A 15,729-nucleotide genomic window follows, 5' to 3' on the forward strand; every position below is an offset into this window, starting at 1 on the left:
TTCTGAAAATCCTATAAATTAAAGGATTTTTCAGAAGTGCCCACAACAAGGTCTTAAATGGATTTTTTATTTAACACAAACGCTCAGTTTTTTATAGCTGCTTATCTGGTCGGCGGCATACCCTTTGGTCTGCTTTTAGCAAAGAAATTTGCAGGCGTAGATGTAAAAGCAAGCGGTTCGGGCAGTATCGGTGCAACGAATGTTTTAAGGGTCGTTAAAGAGAGAGACCCCTCTTTGGCAAAGAAACTAGGAGCTGCAACACTGGCTCTTGATGCCATCAAAGGCGTTTTGGTTCTTCTTGTTGCCTACTTTGCAGGAGTCAGCGAAGCGACACTCTGGGGCATAGCAGTACTATCAGTTATCGGTCACTGCTTCTCTCCTTATCTTGGTTTTGAGGGTGGAAAAGGCGTGGCAACTGGTATGGGTGTTATGATGTTTATGCTTCCGTACGAGACTATTATCGCTCTTATTGTCTGGGCGCTTGGTGCAAAATTTATACGTATCTCTTCGCTATCTTCGCTCACGGCACTCACAGCACTGATAGTTGCCAGCTTTATTATCCATCCTGAGATGGCGCACGCACCTGTTCTGATAATCGGTTTTATACTTTTTTATAAACATATTCCAAATATTATCCGTCTACTTAAAGGCGAAGAAAAAAGAGTTGTATGACGATTCATATTGAGGATCTAAAATTTCAATCAATAATCGGAATTTTAGATTTTGAGAGAGTTAAACCTCAGGATGTTATAGTAAATGCCGAGATAGAGTATGATGATACTGAGGGCTTTGTAAACTATGCAGATATTGCGAATATTATAAAGAAAACAGTTATAAAAGGTGAATTTCTACTCATTGAAGATGCTTTGAAAGAGATAAATTTAAAGTTAATTAAAGAATACAAAGCGATAAAAAGCATCAATTTAAAGATAACAAAACCATCGATTCTGCCCGACTGCAAGGTGAGTGTAAGCGATTATTTCAAATCCCAATCTTAATTATAAGTTAAAGTTTTATTAAAAAAAAATTAAAAACTCCTTTAAATTAACCTAAAATTATGATATCATTCCGCCAAAATATTCACATATAGGACAAAACTTATGCGCATTCTAATTATAGAAGATGAAGTCACACTGAACAAAATGCTTGCAGAGGGGTTAAAAGAATTTGGTTACCAAAGCGACGTTGTTGAGACTCTTAAAGATGGAGAGTACTATCTAGATATTCGTAATTACGACCTGGTATTGATGGACTGGATGCTTCCTGACGGAAACAGCGTTGACATCATCGGCGATATTAAAACAAAAACTCCAAAGACTGTTGTAGTAGTTTTATCTGCAAGAGATGACAATGAGAGTGAGATAGAAGCTCTAAGAAGCGGTGCTGATGACTATATCAGAAAGCCGTTTGATTTTGACGTTCTGGTCGCTCGTCTTGATGCACGTCTTCGTTTTGGAGGCAGCAATATTATCGAGATTGAAGACCTGATTATCAATCCTGAAGAAGAAAAAATCACGTACAAAGAGATTGATATAGAACTAAAAGGCAAACCTTTTGAAGTTCTTACTCACCTAGCGCGTCACCGTGACCAGATCGTCTCTAAAGAGCAACTGCTTGATGCTATCTGGGAAGAGCCGGAACTCGTTACTCCAAACGTGATCGAGGTTGCTATCAACCAGATCAGACAAAAGATGGACAAACCTTTAAACATAACTACTATTGAAACTGTTCGCCGCCGCGGATATCGTTTCTGCTTTCCAAAAGAGATAAACTAACCTATATATTTTCAAACGTAAAAAGAGGAAACTCTTTTTACAAAATTCTAAAGCTCTAAATCCCTCTTCAAAACTCTGCAAACTTCTCTTTTAAAGCTAAATTGGCTACAATTACAAACTTTTATTTATGGCTGCAGGTAAAGATATGTTCTCAAAAAGAAGTATAAGACAAAGTTTTTTAATTCAACTCATAATCTCTTCAGCTTCTCTCATAATCATTTTCTCATCGATCTTATATTTTTATATTGAGAGCTCAATTCTTGAAGAGAAGTACCAAGAGCTTCTTGTATATGCAAAAAACATCTCAAGCAACCAATCTATATATGGTCCTGAAGTTCCCTCTCCAGAGGCATTTTTAGGTCTTAATATAGAAGTCATATATCTTAAGCAGTCTCTGCTGGATATTGACTTTTTTGAAACTACAAAAGATAACAAATCACTTCTTGTCCTTATGCATCCTTTTGATCTAGATGAACTCAGCTACATAAAGATCACCAAAGATATAACCACGACAAGAGCACTATTGGACAAGATCCTCAACTATCTTTTTATTATTAATATAGCCGGCTTTTTATTAGTCGTTATTTATGCTATCGCTCTTTCTAAAATGCTTGTCACGCCTGTTAAGACACTAAGCAACAAGCTCTCAAATATGAATGAACATCTTATGCGTCCGATCAAAACCGAAGAGCTTCCTGAAGAGTTTGAGCCTCTTGGCGAAACCATAAACCATCTTATCTCTAGAATACAAAACTTTGTAAAGTATCAAAAAGAGCTCTTTATCGGAACTGCCCATGAGTTAAAAACCCCTCTTGCGGTAATCAAACTAAAAAATCAGGTCACTCTGATAAAAAAACGCTCTATAGAAGAGTATATAGACGCCATTAAAGTAACAAATAAAACTGTTGATGAGATGAACATCATAGTCTCAAACATACTAAATATAGGTAGGCAGGAGGGGGCTCAGCTTGAAAAACCTCAAGAGGTTAACGTGATACAGATACTTAAACAAAAAGCTGACGACTTTGAACTTCTTGCAGCGAATGAGGGCAAAACACTCCATATGCACTTTGAACCTAACGGTTTTTCGGCAATTCTTCAAGTAGGACTTCTTAACCAGATAGTGCAGAACTTTCTTCAAAATGCTCTGAAATTCACTCCAAAAGATAAGAACGTAACCCTGAGAAGCTCTCTTAACAGCTACGGCCTGCTAATTGAGGTCATAGATGAAGGATGCGGGATAGACGAGAGTTCAGACCTCTTCGCACCGTTTAAAAGAGAAGGCAACAAATCAGGCGTAGGTCTGGGGCTATTTTTGGCAAAGAGCGCTGCAGATGCGCTTGGTGCGAAGATCAGCATAAAAAACAGAACCGATGGCGTAAGCGGAACGGTAGCCTCCCTAAACCTTAGCTCAAAGCTCTCCTGTATTCTTCCAGTTTAAATAATAAATCCATTTAAAAAAATTTAAAGCTTTATTCTGCTATAAATCGGGCACATGAAAATATATTATTTTAAATATATTTCAATTTGGATTACAACTATAAGGTATTTTAATGGCTTTAATAATAAATGATGAGTGTATTGCGTGTGATGCGTGTCGTGAAGAGTGTCCTACCGTAGCTATTGAAGAGGGAGATCCGATATACTTCATCGATCCTGATCGTTGTACCGAGTGTGTAGGCGTATATGATGAGCCTGCATGTATATCTGTATGTCCTGTTGACTGTATTATTCCTGATAAAGACAACGTAGAGTCCATTGCAGAACTTCAGTTTAAATATAAAAATATTTTAGCAGAAGAGTAGAGGTTTGGCAAAACGCGTAGCAGTCATAGATATAGGTTCTAACTCTGTTAGAATGGTTATCTATGAAAAAACTTCTCGTTTTGCGTTTCACATACTCCATGAGGCAAAAAGTAGGGTAAGAATATCCGAAAACGCCTATCAAAATGGCGGGAATCTACAAGAGATTCCCATGCAAAGAGCCTTTGATGCTCTTAGCGACTTTCTATCTATCGTCTCCTCATTCAAAGCAAGAAAAACACTCTGTATTGCAACCTCTGCACTTAGAGATGCTCCAAATAAAAAAGATTTTATTAACAGAATCAGAAACTCCCTTGGTCTAAATATAAAGGTCATTGACGGAGAGAAAGAAGCATATCTTGGAGCTGTTGCATGTATAAACCTTCTGCCGCAGCAAAAAGATGCACTAAGCATCGACATAGGCGGCGGCTCTACTGAGTTCTCACTTATAGACGGGCAGAAAATGAGCTCGAATATCTCGGTTAATCTTGGAACCGTAAGACTTAAAGAGCTCTTTTTTGACAAAGGCGACATAGACGGTGCTAAAAAATATATAGATTCTCAACTGCAACAGCTTGATGGGACAAATATATCTACCGTGATCGGCATCGGCGGAACATTTAGAGCAATATCAAATGGCATATTGAGCAAAAGCGGCTACCCGATAGACAAACTTCATGCTTATGAACCAAACTATGAAGAGTTTGAAAAAGTACTTGAAAAAATTGTCAAATCAGATGAAGATGAGCTCAAAGATCTTGGGATTAAAAGCAGTAGATTCGATGTCATAAAACCGGGTGCGCTTATTCTTTTGAGGGTATTTAAAAAGTTTAATATCCAAAAGCTTGTAACAAGCGGTGCAGGAGTGAGAGAGGGTCTCTTTTTGACAGATCTGCTTAGAAACTCAAACGATAGATTTCCTGCAAACTACAACACTTCCGTAAGATATATTCTAGATGCTCATATTGACAACCATGAATATGCAAATCAGCTCAGCAAAGTCTCTAAAATGCTCTTTGACCTGACACATAAAGAGCTTGGCATAGAAGAGAGATACCGTTATGAACTCTCAGTTGCCGCAAAGCTCTGCATGAGCGGAAACAATATCCACTACTATTCGCACAATAAGAACAGCTACAACCTTATAAAAGATGCTCTGGAGTTTGGATTTACCCATAAGCAGATAATCTTGATAGCAACACTAACAAGATATGCGAAAAGAAAACTCCCTTCACAATCTCATATACAGAAGTTTAAAGAGCTTCTGCCGGACTCTGAGCAGTTGGAGGCTCTAAGCTTTCTTCTCTCTTTGGCTGTGGCACTTTTAGGCCACTACCCTCGAAATATAGATTTCACACTCAGCTTTGAAGACTCAGAACTTAAAATTCACTCCAAGAACAGTCTCTATCTTGCAAAAGAGAGCATCAAAAAACTAGATATGATGCCAAAGAATAGCATTAATATCTCGTTTTATTAACCTTAAAATCTCTGTCCCATAGTAAACTCAAATACGGCAGTCTTGTCACCCTCTTCTTCTCCTAGAGGCTTTGAGAACATCAACTGGATAGGTCCAACAGGTGAGAACCACTCAAGCCCTGCACCAAAACCGCCGCGTGAGATATTGTTTGAGAGATAATCAGAACTGCCTGCATCACTCACAAGCGCACTTCCTGAAGCACCTATATAACCCCAGTCAAGATATGTCACTAAACGCATCTTAGCCTTTGGTACAAGAGGAAAACTAAGCTCAAAACTGTTAGATGCAGTGTATTCGCCTCCGACTCTTCTATCGTCTGTTTCGTTTGGATCCGTATTTACGATCGTTGGTGAAAGTGAGTATGACTCATATCCTCTAACACTACCTATACCACCCATGTAGAATCTCTCGGCAATCGGTAAAAAGCCAATCTCTTTTACATAATAAAATCTTGCCTTATATCTTGCTACTACATCAAATCCAAACCAATCTTCAAGTCCTTTATATGCGCTGAAGTTCGTTCTGCTTTTGAAAAAATCCGCATCTGCTCCCAGACCTGCATACTCTACACTTTGAGAGAACATAAAACCGTTTCTTGGAAGATAGAAGTCATCAGTATTATCAAACTTCGCACTGAGTGTGACCGAACTTTTTGAGTAATCTTCAAAATAGAAGGTATCAAGAGTAGTATTTGTATCATCAAACTCATAACTGTTTGCCGAATAGCCATACCCTACGTGTCCGCTGATATATCTTGTAAATCTATGTCCGACTCCTGCCGTAAATCCGTCAGACATAACGGTATAGTCGTTATACTCGTAGTCAGAGGTATACAAAGAGAAGTTACCGCTGAAATCGCTGTCATTTAATCTAGGGTTAGACATACTAAAAGAGTAGTTTGATGTCAAAGATGAGCGCTCTGCTTTAACACCTACGTTTATGCCTGAGCCCCAGACATTTCTGTCATCTACCGCTACGCTCACAAGAAGACCGCCATAACTTCCGTACCCGCCTCCGAGCTGGATATTACCTGTTGGAGCCTCTTTTACTTTAACTACCAGATCCATCGTATGATTGTCTACTCTTTTCTCTTCTATGGTATTTCCGTCAAAAAAACCAAGACGACCGAGTGCGTTTCTAGAGTCGGAGAGATCTGTGAGCGAGTACATATCTCCAGGTCCCAGATAGAGCTCTCTTCTTATGATCCTGTCAAGCGTTCTGCTGTTTCCTGAGATTATGACGTTTCTTATTTTGACTTTCTCTCCCGGCATGATCTTAAAGACAACCTCAACTTCTCTCTTCTCTTTATCTTTTTTAAGATCGGGAACTATCTGAACAAAAGCGTAGCTCTGGTCTGCGATAAGGGTCTTTATTCTTTGAGAGTCGTTACGGAAGGTCTCAACGTTAAAAGGCTCGCCGATCTCAAGCTTTATAAGTTCTCTTATCTTCTCCTCTTCTATTACGTGTTTTTGCTGATCTATCGTGATCGCGCTAATGTTATATACCTCACCCTCGCTTACCTGATAGCTTATCTCCGCCGTATAGTTGTCAAAATTTACTTTTGCAAACGGCTCTTTTACATCAATATCCAAGTAACCGTGCTGCATATATAGGTCGCGGATTCTAAGAGGATCGTAAGCCAGATCGTTAACGCGCATCTTGCCGTCATTTCTTCCCCAGAACCAACCCATAAACTCTCTCTCTTTATTAGCGATCATATCGTCAAAATCATCGCTCTCAAGTCCAGATACTCCGCTGTAGAGAAGCTCTTCGATAACTATCTCTTCGCCTTCGTTGACCAAGAACGTGATCTTATAACTTCCATTTTCCAGAAGCTCTTTTTGAATCTCCACGACACTGTCGATCTTGCCGTCTTGATTTATCATATCTATGATTCTTTTTTTTGCCGCTTCGAGCTTTTTCTCATCATAAAGCGAGCCGACCTTTATCTGAATAACGCTCTCTTTTATCTCGCTGTCATTCTCTTTCCAGCCCTTCAGCTCTATGTTCGATATAAGAGGTTTCTCTTTAAAGTGAAATGTTAAAACGCCCTCTTCATCTACCGTGGTCCAGATATCTTCAAAGTACCCCTGCTTGTAGTATGCCTTGATAGATTCGTCAAGCATCTTCTCATCGACGCTCTCACCTACCTCAAACTTTAGCATTCTAAGTGCTACGGACTCTGACATGTTGACCATGCCATCATATTTAATTGATTTTATCGTGTAAGCAAAGGAGTTTACCGCCAGCAAGATGACAAAGAGTGCTAAAATTTTTCTCATTAAGTTTCCATCAGTTGTAAAATAAGAGGAGATTTTACCTTTTATGAGGTTAATATTAAGTAAACTTTGTATAATTTGAGAAATTTAAAATAAAGAATAGATATGAAAGTTGCAATTGTAGGACTTGGACTCATGGGCGGCTCTTTAGCTTTGAGTCTTAAAAAACTGGATTTTATTGAGAGTATCGTGGGGAGCGATCACAATAAAATCCACCAGCAAGAGGCTATTATGCTTGGTCTTGTTGATGAAATAGTAGAATTTGAAGACGTAAAAAATTATGATGTTATTTTTCTGGCAATTCCGGTAGATGGCATCATAAGAGCACTAGAGAGCCTTACAGATATAAAGAAGAGCACGACGGTTATTGACCTTGGAAGTACCAAAACAAAGATCATCGCCTCTATTCCACCGAGTATTAGAGAAAATTTTGTAGCCGCTCACCCGATGACGGGAACGGAGAACTTCGGTCCGAGTGCCGCGATTGAGAACCTATACAAAGATAAAGCCGTAGTACTGTGTGATATAGAGCGCAGCGGAGAACTTCAAGCCGACATTGCCAAAAAGATATTTAGCTCACTTGAGATGAAAAAGTACTTTATGTCGGCAAAGAGCCATGACCGTCATGCCGCATTTATCTCTCATATGCCTCATGCCATCTCATACTCACTGGCTAACACGGTTATGAACCAAGAGAACAAGCACAACATCCTTGCACTTGCTGCTGGTGGTTTTCGTTCAATGAGCCGTTTGGCAAAGAGTTCTGCAAATATGTGGGAAGATATTTTCAGACAAAACAGAGAAAACCTGCTCGAAGCGATAGAGCTTTTTGAAAACGAGCTAACCATCTTAAAGGGGCATATACAAAACGAAGAGTGGGAAGAGGTTCATAAAAATATAGAAGCCGGAAACAGGCTTCACGATATTTTAGATTAGTTAACCCCATACCTCTTTAAGAGCTCTTTTAGGGCTTTTTTATCTATTTCTGTCTTCTCGTTTAAGTAGATATTCTTCTCCAATATCTCTACCATCTTGGCAACCTCTTTGTCATCTTTAAAAGGCAGAAGTTTTGTCAGAAGGATCTTTGGATCTTTTATAGAGCCCTCTTTTGCTCTTTTTTCAAAACTGAAATTCGGTCTATAAAGCATAATAGCAATGCCAGCCGCCACTCCGCCTATAAAGATAATTATAAGGGTAAGCATGTCGTACTCTTTACTTACAGATGCTCCCTGAGTCTGCCCAACAGAAGCTCTCTCCTCTTTTTTGATGACAAGCTCCTCTCTTGAGAGCTCATTTGTGACATCTATCTTTATCTCTTTTGTAGAGAGCTCTTTTACCTCTTTTGTCTCAGGATCAAAATAGCGCAGCGAAAAAGAGGGAATGGTAAAATCCCTATCTGAGACAAAAGCTATCTTTTGGGTAAGCTTATTGCCCTCTACAGAGATCTTCTCATCAAATACTGCCACATCATCCATAGCAGGCTTAAAGCTTTTGATGTCCTCAAAGTTGCCATCCCCGCTGAGAGTTATAGTTATGTTTACCGCTTCGTTCGCTTTGATCTCTCTCTTGTCTGCAACCGCCTCTATGGCAAAATCTCCAACCAAGGTAACTCCAGATGGAAGCGGTTTTACATCAAAGCTAAGCTCGTTTGAAAAGTATGTTTTCCACTTTATTGTAGGTATCCAATCTCCCCAGTTGCTCGCTCTTGAACCTCTTGAGGCTATTCTCATCTGCGCCTGCGGGATTTTCAGCTCCCCTGCTCTTTGAGGAGCCAGAGAGTAGACTATCTCGGTAATTGTATATTTTGAATCCTGATACCTCTTTGGCTCAGACTCGCTTTTTATCCAAAAACCCTTTAGCTCAGGCGGAGTAAATTCACTGTCAACCGCCTCTGCATCGCTTCTTTGCTTAAATGTGAGCGTCAAGTCAAACGCCTCTCCCACAAAAAGCTCTTTTTTGCTGCTCTCTAGCTTTAAAACAAAGTCCAGATCCTTTGCGCCGCTTACAGGAATTACCTTTACTTCGACGCTGTTACTGGACTCGGTTTTACCGTCAACTTCAACCTCTGTAGGGTCTATCACACAGCTTTTTTGAGGCACGAACCTGTAACTTAGCGTGTAGTTTTTGTTGATCGACCCGTTGGTTATCTGCATACTTGTCTGAGAGCTTGTAGAGATAACGTCACTATCGCACAATCTGCGTATATTTGGTCTTGTTATATCCTCTCCAGAGATACTAAGCGAGTATGTCACCATCTCGCCTAGTTCAACCTCTTTTGGGCTCACTTTTGCGACAACTTGTGCGTATGCACTGCTTAAAGATAGGAGTAGTAAAAATAGTAATTTAGTTATTGTTCTCATAATCTGCCTTTGTTCTCTACCATGGTTTCTCATCTGAATTTTTTTGGGTCTCATCTTCATCGTTTAGTCTATAAAGAAATGTAGCATTGCCGGAGTTAAGCTGCTTTATCCACTTCTGCTCCTCTTCATCGCTCATTGTCTCATTTTGCATCTCCGCCGAGCCGTGCGAGCCGTTCTCATCGTTTTTTTCGTCCTCTTTCATATCTTTTTCTTTACTCTTTTGCTCTGTTTTACTCTCTTCGCTCTCTTTTGTTTCAGACTCTTCCTCTTCAGACTTTTCATCTTTTGACTCTTGCTCTTTATCACCCTTCTCATCTTTTTTGGAGCTATCTTTATCGCCGCTCTCATCAGATTTTGAGTCCTGATTCTTATCGCTTTGCTCCTGTTTCTCTTCTTTGTCTTGCTTCTCTTGCTTATCATCCCCATCTTTTGAGTCGCTCTTTTGCTCCTCTAAAAGCTTGTTGACCTCTTGCAAGTTCTCTCTTGTCTCTTGGTCATCTATTATCTCCAAAGAGCTCTCATACGACTCAATAGCCTTTTGCAGATCGCCCGACTTCGCATAGGCGTTTCCGAGGTTAGAGAGACTCTTCGCTTTTAGCTCATCTTCCTCAAAAGCCGCTTTTTTATACGACTCTATCGCCTCTTTATACTTTTCATCTTTATAGTAGGCATTTGCCGCATTGTAGTAGCTTTGCGGGTTTTGAGAGTTTTGTGCGTGCTCATTGTAGAGGTTTGCCGCCTCAGAGTAACTGCCGCTCTCATAAGCCTCTTTTGCCTTTTTTAGATCCATAAAGTCCAAGACTCCGGCTTCTGCTGAGGGAGTAGTAAAAAAAGCAAAAGAGAGAACAAACAGAGATGCTGCATTTTTAACCCTGCCAAGTGAGCTTGTAGCAATAAGGAGGATAAGGAGCGCAATTGCCAAAGGATAGTAAAAAAGAGGTGTGTGCTTCTGTATCTCTTCGCTTTTTAGCTCCTTCTCCTCGCTTATCTGGGTTATCTCCTTAAACATCCTCTTTATATCATCTGAAGATGTCGTGCTCTGTATATATACACCCCCTGTCTTTGTCGCCAACTCTGCAATATTCTCATTTAGCTTTGAGATGATTATCTCGCCTTTGTGTTTTACAAGAGTTCCGTCAGCTAGCTTTATAGGCGAGCCTTTTTGTGTGGCGATACCCAGTACAAAAACAGTGATATTGTTCTTTTTAGCTCTTTTGATCTCCTGCGAAAAATCATCTTTGTCTCCGCCGTCACTTAGTATGAGAAGATACTTTTTATCCTTATCTTTCTCAGCTTTGCTAACGACATCCAAGACGGAGAGGAAATCTGTTCCCTTCTCTGTTATAGATGACGTATCAAGCTTGCGAAGCAGAAATGCTACGGCGGCGGTGTCAAAACTAAGCGGCGAGACGAGATAGGAGTTTTTTGCAAAAGCCACTATTCCTATGCGCTCATTTGGAGCTTCATCCAAAAGCGTAAGCACTTTTGATTTTGCAGCTTCAAGTCTGTTAGGATAGATGTCGGGTGCGAGCATAGAATCTGATATATCTATGGCTATCATAATGTCTGCGCTCTTTGCTTTTACTTCAATTGTACCCTCTTTTATAGCGGGCTGGGCAAGTGCGACTATCATAAAAAATCCCACGAGAAAAAAGAGCGCATTTCTTGCTTTTAGAGTCAAAGAGTTTGTCTCTGCTCGAAGCCTCTCGATCACATCCGGAGCAAAAAAGGTTGCAAACTGCTCCTTTTGGGTAAGCAGCAATCCAAAGAGAATAAAGAGCGGAGGCAGCATATAGTAGAGAAACTCAGGGTGCAAAAATATCATGCGTAACCCCTTTTGTTTCTAAGATATACATAGAGCATCAGCGAGAGCAGAGAGATAAAAAGAGGGAACTGATAGTAATAGTTTACATTTGTAAAACTCTCTCCCCTTATCTCTGACTTCTCAAGCTTGTCTATCGTTTTGTAGACCTCTTTTAGCTCATTCGCATTCGAAGCTCCAAACGCCACTCCGCCGCTCTCGTTGGCAATGCGCAGCAGTACGTCCTGATTATACTCATGCGGCATTCCTATGCCTATCGGGTAGACCTTGACGCCCTCTTTCTTTGCCATATCTATTGCCACGTCAAGCGGTATCTTGTCGATCTGAGGAGTGGAGTAGCCATCCGTTAGCAATATCGCTATTTTTGTCTTGGAGTCACCCATCTTTAAGAGGTTTACACCCTGCGCCAAAGAAGTATTAAGTGCCGTATATTTTCCAGCCATTCCGATAGAGAGCTGCGAGAGTATCTTGTTCAATATATCCGCATCATACGTAGGAGGCGAGGCAATAAAAGAGAACGCGCCAAATACAACCAGACCTATGTTATCGTTTTGCCTCTCTTTGACAAACTCGCCTACGATCTCTTTGACTACGTCAAACCTTGTCAAGTAGTGGTTTTGGGCATCAAACCCCTCCGCCTGCATGGACTCTGAAGCATCCAGAATAAGAGCTATTTCATACCCCTCTTTTGGCTCGAGTTCATAAGGCTCATCTTTTACGGGCGACATTAGTGCGAGTATCATTCCTGCAATTCCTAGCCACTTTAAAAAGAGAAGTGTTTTTGATGCCGATACGCTACGCTTTAAAAACTCTGCCGTATGTGGAAAGTAGATTGATGGAAGCTTCATCTTGCAAAGAAAAGAGCAGAGAAGAAAAAGAAAAATAAGAGATGCAATTTGTGGAAACTCAAAGTAGATCCCATCAAACATCGATCATCTCCTTGTAAAGCTCTATATAGCCCAAAGTCTCTTGGCTAAACTCCTGCACCTCTTTTTTGTACTTGTACTCCTCAAGGCGGTTTGTGAGGTTTTCATACATCTCTTTGTGTCTTGGACTGTCATCTTTGAACGTAGCTCCCAGTGAGGTAATGAGATATGCGCTCTCTTTTGTATTTTTGAGATCAAGCGAGCTTAGAAGCCTGAAGTTCTCTTTTCGCAGATTAAAGGCATTGCGTTTTTTAAAGTACTTATAGATGAGATAACCGAGTGCCACAACCAAAAGAAGCGCAATAGAGACAATGCCTAAAAAGTAGTAGAGCGAATACTCCTGCACCTCTACAATAGGCTTTATATCATGAAGCGGGATATCATAACTCTGCTCTTGTGCCATTATCTGCCCTCAAAAAGTCTACGAAGCTTTACGCCTGCGATGCTGTCGGTATACACTTTTGTAAATCTGATGCCGTCACGTCTTAGTCTCTCGAAGAGTCTGTGGTCATGTGCCGCTACTTTTTGGCTGTATGTTCTAACACTTGAAGCGTTAAAATCGCCCTCTAAGACCGCGCCGCTCTGGGGGTCGATAAGCGATGCAAATCCCATCTCTGGCGGATTCTCTTCAAGATGGTCTCTCACTATGACAGAGAGCACCTCATGTTTTCTTGCCAGAAGCCTGAAGTCGGGTATTTCAAAGTAGTCGCCGATAATCAAGATAAGCGATTTTCTCTTAAGCCTTTTAAAGAGCGTGTCTGCGATAAACTTGAAATCTACTTTTTTATTGATGGCGTCAAAAGAGAGTATCTCCTCTACGCTTTTTTGCACGGAAGAGAGTTTTTTGCTCGGTTTTGCGTGCGAGACCATCTCATCTGTAAAGATGTAAGAGCTTAGAAGATCACCGTTTTTAAGCGTTGAAAAACCCAAAAGTGCGGCAACTTCGGCGATGGCTTCTTGTTTAAATCTCTTTGAGCCAAAATGCACGCTTCCGTTTAAGACAGAGACCACTACAACGCTGAGCTCTCTCTCTTCGCGAAATATCTTAATAAATGGTTTTTGCATCTTGGCGGTGATATTCCAATCAATATGGCGGATGTCATCACCGGGCATATATTCACGAAGCTCGATAAAGTCATACCCCTCACCCTGAAAGATGGATGGGTTGTTTCCGACCATTTCACTAAAGACCTGACGTCTTGCGCGAACCAATATCTTTTGCAGTTTGCTCATAGTTTATGCCACATCTACGGTATTGCAACTCTTTGAAGAACTTTTTCTATGATCTCATCGGTTGTAACTCCCTCAGCCTCTGCCTCGTATGTTAAAACTATACGGTGGCGCATAAGCTCTTTTGCGATGTAAGCAACATCAACAGGTGTTACGAAATCTTTTCCTCTCATAAATGCCATCGCTTTTACGGCTTTGAACATATCGATGCTTACACGCGGAGACGCACCGAACTGGATAAAATCTTTTATATCGTCAAGTCCGTACTCGTGAGGGTTTCTTGTGGCATTTACAAGCTCGATCATATACTCTTCGACCTGCTCATCCACATGCACGTTTTTTACAGCCGCTTTTAGCGCATCGAGATCTTCATGCGTTATAACGCTCTCTATCGCCTCAAACTTGCCGCTGGAGATTCGTCTTGCGATCTCTAGCTCCTCCTCTTTTGTGTTGTAATCTACAATAAGTTTTAGCATAAATCTGTCTAATTGTGCTTCTGGAAGCTGATAGACACCCTCCTGCTCTACGGGGTTTTGAGTAGCCATAACAAAAAACGGAGGTTCTAGCTTGAATGTAGTATCTCCAAGCGTTACCTGCTTCTCCTGCATAACTTCAAGCAGAGCAGACTGAACTTTTGCAGGAGCACGGTTGATCTCATCCGCCAAAAGCAAGTTTGTAAATATTGGACCTTTTTTTATCTTAAAGCTGTTGTTTTGCGGGTCATATATCTCTGCACCGAGTATATCCGATGGAAGAAGGTCGGGAGTGAACTGTGCACGTTTAAAATCAAGCCCAAGACTTTTTGCAAGCGCATTTACAGTTGTCGTCTTTGCAAGTCCGGGAACACCCTCGATAAGAATATGTCCTTCACACAAAAGAGCAATAAGAAGAGCATCTATCATCTTCTCCTGCCCGACAACCACCTTAGAAACCTCTTTTTTAATCAACTCTATCTTAGAAATCATTTAATTATAAACCTTGTTTTAAAAATTACTCTTTTATTGGCTCAAAGCATAGCAAAACGGCGTTAACTCACGGTAAAAAAAACTAAATTACCATGAAACAGCTTTATTACTTCCTCTCTTTGCGACAATGCGCTCATCTTCCCAATATGCAAGACCCGTTTTTATTTCAGTCAGAGACATCTGAAAATAGTACTCGACTCTTTGTGTCTTAGAGTCAACTTTGATATTTCTTTGAAGTATCTTGCCCGATAAACTAAGATCGGGCGCTATCATGCTCCCTTTGCCAGCAACGCTCTTTTGGTCAAACTCAGCGTTTCCTCTTAGAGTCTCTCTTGCGTGCATCGACATCTCATCTTCTGCACCCTCTAATCCTACTGCGGTAGTGACGACCACTTTGCCGCTTTGAAGCAGACCTACACGGATCTTTTTTATAAGCTGATCGGTATCTATATGCTGCATAGTGTCATTTACAATTCTTGAAACTACAAGAACATAACGATCTCCACTCTTTTTATCCACCGCGCCAGAAGCGAGCAGTGACTCTATCATATCCTGTGCCGCACCTTGAAAATCTCTGTAGTCAAGACCCATTACAGCCTCGCCCTTGTCATTGTCTATATCTATGTTCGTTGTTTTTGTCTCACATCCGCTAAACATGACTCCAAGAGCCGCTAAAATTATTGTCCATCGTATTGTTCTTCGCATATTACTTCCTTTTGTGATTTTATATATAAGCGAAATGTAGTCGCTTTCGTATTTGGCGATGTTGCATTTATCTGAAACGGTTGGTTCGCGTAAGAAGGAACCGTCTGCCATTTTGAGAGTATGCTCTCTATCTTGAAGCCCTCTTTATCAAACCAGATGACCTGATACTCAAGAAGCTGATAGCTATCAGACCTGTTCTCTCCGATAACCTGCGCCTGCATAAAACCGTCAGACTTTTTTCGCCCTTTTATGTCGCTGACTACAATGTCGCTGTTGCCGCAGTTGCTGATGACTTTGACTATTGAGTCGTTCATCTTAGGCTCTTTGGCGCAACCGCCAAAAATTAAAACCAAAAAAGCGATATATCCTATAAATCTCATTAAAACTC

Annotated in this window: 16 protein-coding genes; 7 read left to right on the forward strand and 9 right to left on the reverse strand. The window is 40.7% G+C overall.

What is annotated here, in order from left to right; all coding sequences use genetic code 11:
- Positions 1-57: 57 nt before the first annotated feature.
- From plsY to FCU45_RS06860, 6 genes are all read left to right on the forward strand, one after another.
- A complete protein-coding gene (plsY, locus tag FCU45_RS06835) occupies positions 58-672 on the forward strand; it encodes a glycerol-3-phosphate 1-O-acyltransferase PlsY (protein ID WP_137013649.1) in 615 nt (204 codons plus the stop codon).
- Entirely contained in the window at positions 669-998 is a 330-nt protein-coding gene (locus FCU45_RS06840) for a dihydroneopterin aldolase (RefSeq protein ID WP_137013651.1), read from the forward strand. Before plsY ends, FCU45_RS06840 begins: the two co-directional genes overlap by 4 nt.
- A 102-nt stretch (positions 999-1,100) precedes the next feature.
- Entirely contained in the window at positions 1,101-1,775 is a 675-nt protein-coding gene (gene hsrA, locus FCU45_RS06845) for a homeostatic response regulator transcription factor HsrA (protein WP_137013653.1), read from the forward strand.
- Between the two features lie 145 nt (positions 1,776-1,920).
- The gene (locus FCU45_RS06850) at positions 1,921-3,216 is read left to right on the forward strand and encodes a sensor histidine kinase (protein WP_137013655.1); all 1,296 of its coding nucleotides are present in this window, start codon (positions 1,921-1,923) and stop codon (positions 3,214-3,216) included.
- A gap of 112 nt (positions 3,217-3,328) precedes the next feature.
- On the forward strand, positions 3,329-3,580 hold the full coding sequence (locus tag FCU45_RS06855; RefSeq protein WP_137013657.1) for a YfhL family 4Fe-4S dicluster ferredoxin: 252 nt from the start codon (positions 3,329-3,331) through the stop codon (positions 3,578-3,580).
- Between the two features lie 4 nt (positions 3,581-3,584).
- Positions 3,585-5,054 (forward strand): Ppx/GppA phosphatase family protein, encoded by a 1,470-nt coding sequence (locus FCU45_RS06860; RefSeq protein WP_137013659.1) that lies wholly within the window; start codon positions 3,585-3,587, stop codon positions 5,052-5,054.
- A gap of 2 nt (positions 5,055-5,056) precedes the next feature.
- Here FCU45_RS06860 and bamA read toward each other — a convergent pair whose 3' ends face one another.
- The gene (gene bamA / locus FCU45_RS06865; RefSeq protein ID WP_137013661.1) at positions 5,057-7,336 is read right to left on the reverse strand and encodes an outer membrane protein assembly factor BamA; all 2,280 of its coding nucleotides are present in this window, start codon (positions 7,334-7,336) and stop codon (positions 5,057-5,059) included.
- Positions 7,337-7,438: 102 nt separating this feature from the next.
- Between bamA and FCU45_RS06870 the strand changes: the two genes are divergently transcribed.
- The gene (locus FCU45_RS06870; RefSeq protein WP_137013663.1) at positions 7,439-8,269 is read left to right on the forward strand and encodes a prephenate dehydrogenase; all 831 of its coding nucleotides are present in this window, start codon (positions 7,439-7,441) and stop codon (positions 8,267-8,269) included.
- On the opposite strand, the gene FCU45_RS06875 is transcribed toward FCU45_RS06870, so the two are convergent.
- The 8 genes from FCU45_RS06875 to FCU45_RS06910 form a co-directional block, all read right to left on the reverse strand.
- Positions 8,266-9,693 carry a BatD family protein gene (locus tag FCU45_RS06875; RefSeq protein ID WP_137013665.1) on the reverse strand — a complete coding sequence of 476 codons (1,428 nt, stop codon included), beginning with the start codon at positions 9,691-9,693 and terminating at the stop codon, positions 8,266-8,268. The genes FCU45_RS06870 and FCU45_RS06875 overlap by 4 nt on opposite strands.
- 16 nt (positions 9,694-9,709) lie before the next feature.
- Positions 9,710-11,518, reverse strand: coding sequence for a vWA domain-containing protein (locus FCU45_RS06880; protein WP_137013667.1), 1,809 nt, complete (start codon positions 11,516-11,518; stop codon positions 9,710-9,712).
- Positions 11,515-12,444 (reverse strand): vWA domain-containing protein, encoded by a 930-nt coding sequence (locus tag FCU45_RS06885; protein WP_137013669.1) that lies wholly within the window; start codon positions 12,442-12,444, stop codon positions 11,515-11,517. The genes FCU45_RS06880 and FCU45_RS06885 overlap by 4 nt, the downstream gene beginning before the upstream one ends.
- Positions 12,437-12,844, reverse strand: coding sequence for a DUF4381 domain-containing protein (locus FCU45_RS06890; RefSeq protein WP_137013671.1), 408 nt, complete (start codon positions 12,842-12,844; stop codon positions 12,437-12,439). The genes FCU45_RS06885 and FCU45_RS06890 overlap by 8 nt, the downstream gene beginning before the upstream one ends.
- A complete protein-coding gene (locus FCU45_RS06895; protein WP_188109211.1) occupies positions 12,844-13,674 on the reverse strand; it encodes a DUF58 domain-containing protein in 831 nt (276 codons plus the stop codon). Before FCU45_RS06895 ends, FCU45_RS06890 begins: the two co-directional genes overlap by 1 nt.
- Positions 13,675-13,688: 14 nt before the next feature.
- Positions 13,689-14,636 carry an AAA family ATPase gene (locus FCU45_RS06900; protein WP_137013673.1) on the reverse strand — a complete coding sequence of 316 codons (948 nt, stop codon included), beginning with the start codon at positions 14,634-14,636 and terminating at the stop codon, positions 13,689-13,691.
- Positions 14,637-14,723: 87 nt separating this feature from the next.
- Positions 14,724-15,341, reverse strand: a complete 618-nt coding sequence (lpoB, locus tag FCU45_RS06905; RefSeq protein WP_137013675.1) for a penicillin-binding protein activator LpoB — start codon at positions 15,339-15,341, stop codon at positions 14,724-14,726.
- On the reverse strand, positions 15,314-15,721 hold the full coding sequence (locus tag FCU45_RS06910; protein WP_137013677.1) for a YcfL family putative periplasmic lipoprotein: 408 nt from the start codon (positions 15,719-15,721) through the stop codon (positions 15,314-15,316). The genes lpoB and FCU45_RS06910 overlap by 28 nt, the downstream gene beginning before the upstream one ends.
- Between the last annotated feature and the right edge of the window lie 8 nt (positions 15,722-15,729).

The organism is Sulfurimonas crateris (assembly GCF_005217605.1).
Classification (GTDB): Bacteria; Campylobacterota; Campylobacteria; order Campylobacterales; family Sulfurimonadaceae; genus Sulfurimonas; species Sulfurimonas crateris.

What these genes read in the sequence shown, in the direction of transcription:
- plsY (WP_137013649.1), top strand. Translation starts at nt 58, where the DNA reads ATGGATTTTTTATTTAACACAAACGCTCAGTTTTTTATAGCTGCTTAT.
- FCU45_RS06840 (WP_137013651.1), top strand. Translation starts at nt 669, where the DNA reads ATGACGATTCATATTGAGGATCTAAAATTTCAATCAATAATCGGAATT.
- hsrA (WP_137013653.1), top strand. Translation starts at nt 1,101, where the DNA reads ATGCGCATTCTAATTATAGAAGATGAAGTCACACTGAACAAAATGCTT.
- FCU45_RS06850 (WP_137013655.1), top strand. Translation starts at nt 1,921, where the DNA reads ATGTTCTCAAAAAGAAGTATAAGACAAAGTTTTTTAATTCAACTCATA.
- FCU45_RS06855 (WP_137013657.1), top strand. Translation starts at nt 3,329, where the DNA reads ATGGCTTTAATAATAAATGATGAGTGTATTGCGTGTGATGCGTGTCGT.
- bamA (WP_137013661.1), bottom strand. Translation starts at nt 7,336, where the DNA reads ATGAGAAAAATTTTAGCACTCTTTGTCATCTTGCTGGCGGTAAACTCC.
- FCU45_RS06870 (WP_137013663.1), top strand. Translation starts at nt 7,439, where the DNA reads ATGAAAGTTGCAATTGTAGGACTTGGACTCATGGGCGGCTCTTTAGCT.
- FCU45_RS06875 (WP_137013665.1), bottom strand. Translation starts at nt 9,693, where the DNA reads ATGAGAACAATAACTAAATTACTATTTTTACTACTCCTATCTTTAAGC.
- FCU45_RS06880 (WP_137013667.1), bottom strand. Translation starts at nt 11,518, where the DNA reads ATGATATTTTTGCACCCTGAGTTTCTCTACTATATGCTGCCTCCGCTC.
- FCU45_RS06885 (WP_137013669.1), bottom strand. Translation starts at nt 12,444, where the DNA reads ATGTTTGATGGGATCTACTTTGAGTTTCCACAAATTGCATCTCTTATT.
- FCU45_RS06890 (WP_137013671.1), bottom strand. Translation starts at nt 12,844, where the DNA reads ATGGCACAAGAGCAGAGTTATGATATCCCGCTTCATGATATAAAGCCT.
- FCU45_RS06895 (WP_188109211.1), bottom strand. Translation starts at nt 13,674, where the DNA reads ATGAGCAAACTGCAAAAGATATTGGTTCGCGCAAGACGTCAGGTCTTT.
- FCU45_RS06900 (WP_137013673.1), bottom strand. Translation starts at nt 14,636, where the DNA reads ATGATTTCTAAGATAGAGTTGATTAAAAAAGAGGTTTCTAAGGTGGTT.
- lpoB (WP_137013675.1), bottom strand. Translation starts at nt 15,341, where the DNA reads ATGCGAAGAACAATACGATGGACAATAATTTTAGCGGCTCTTGGAGTC.
- FCU45_RS06910 (WP_137013677.1), bottom strand. Translation starts at nt 15,721, where the DNA reads ATGAGATTTATAGGATATATCGCTTTTTTGGTTTTAATTTTTGGCGGT.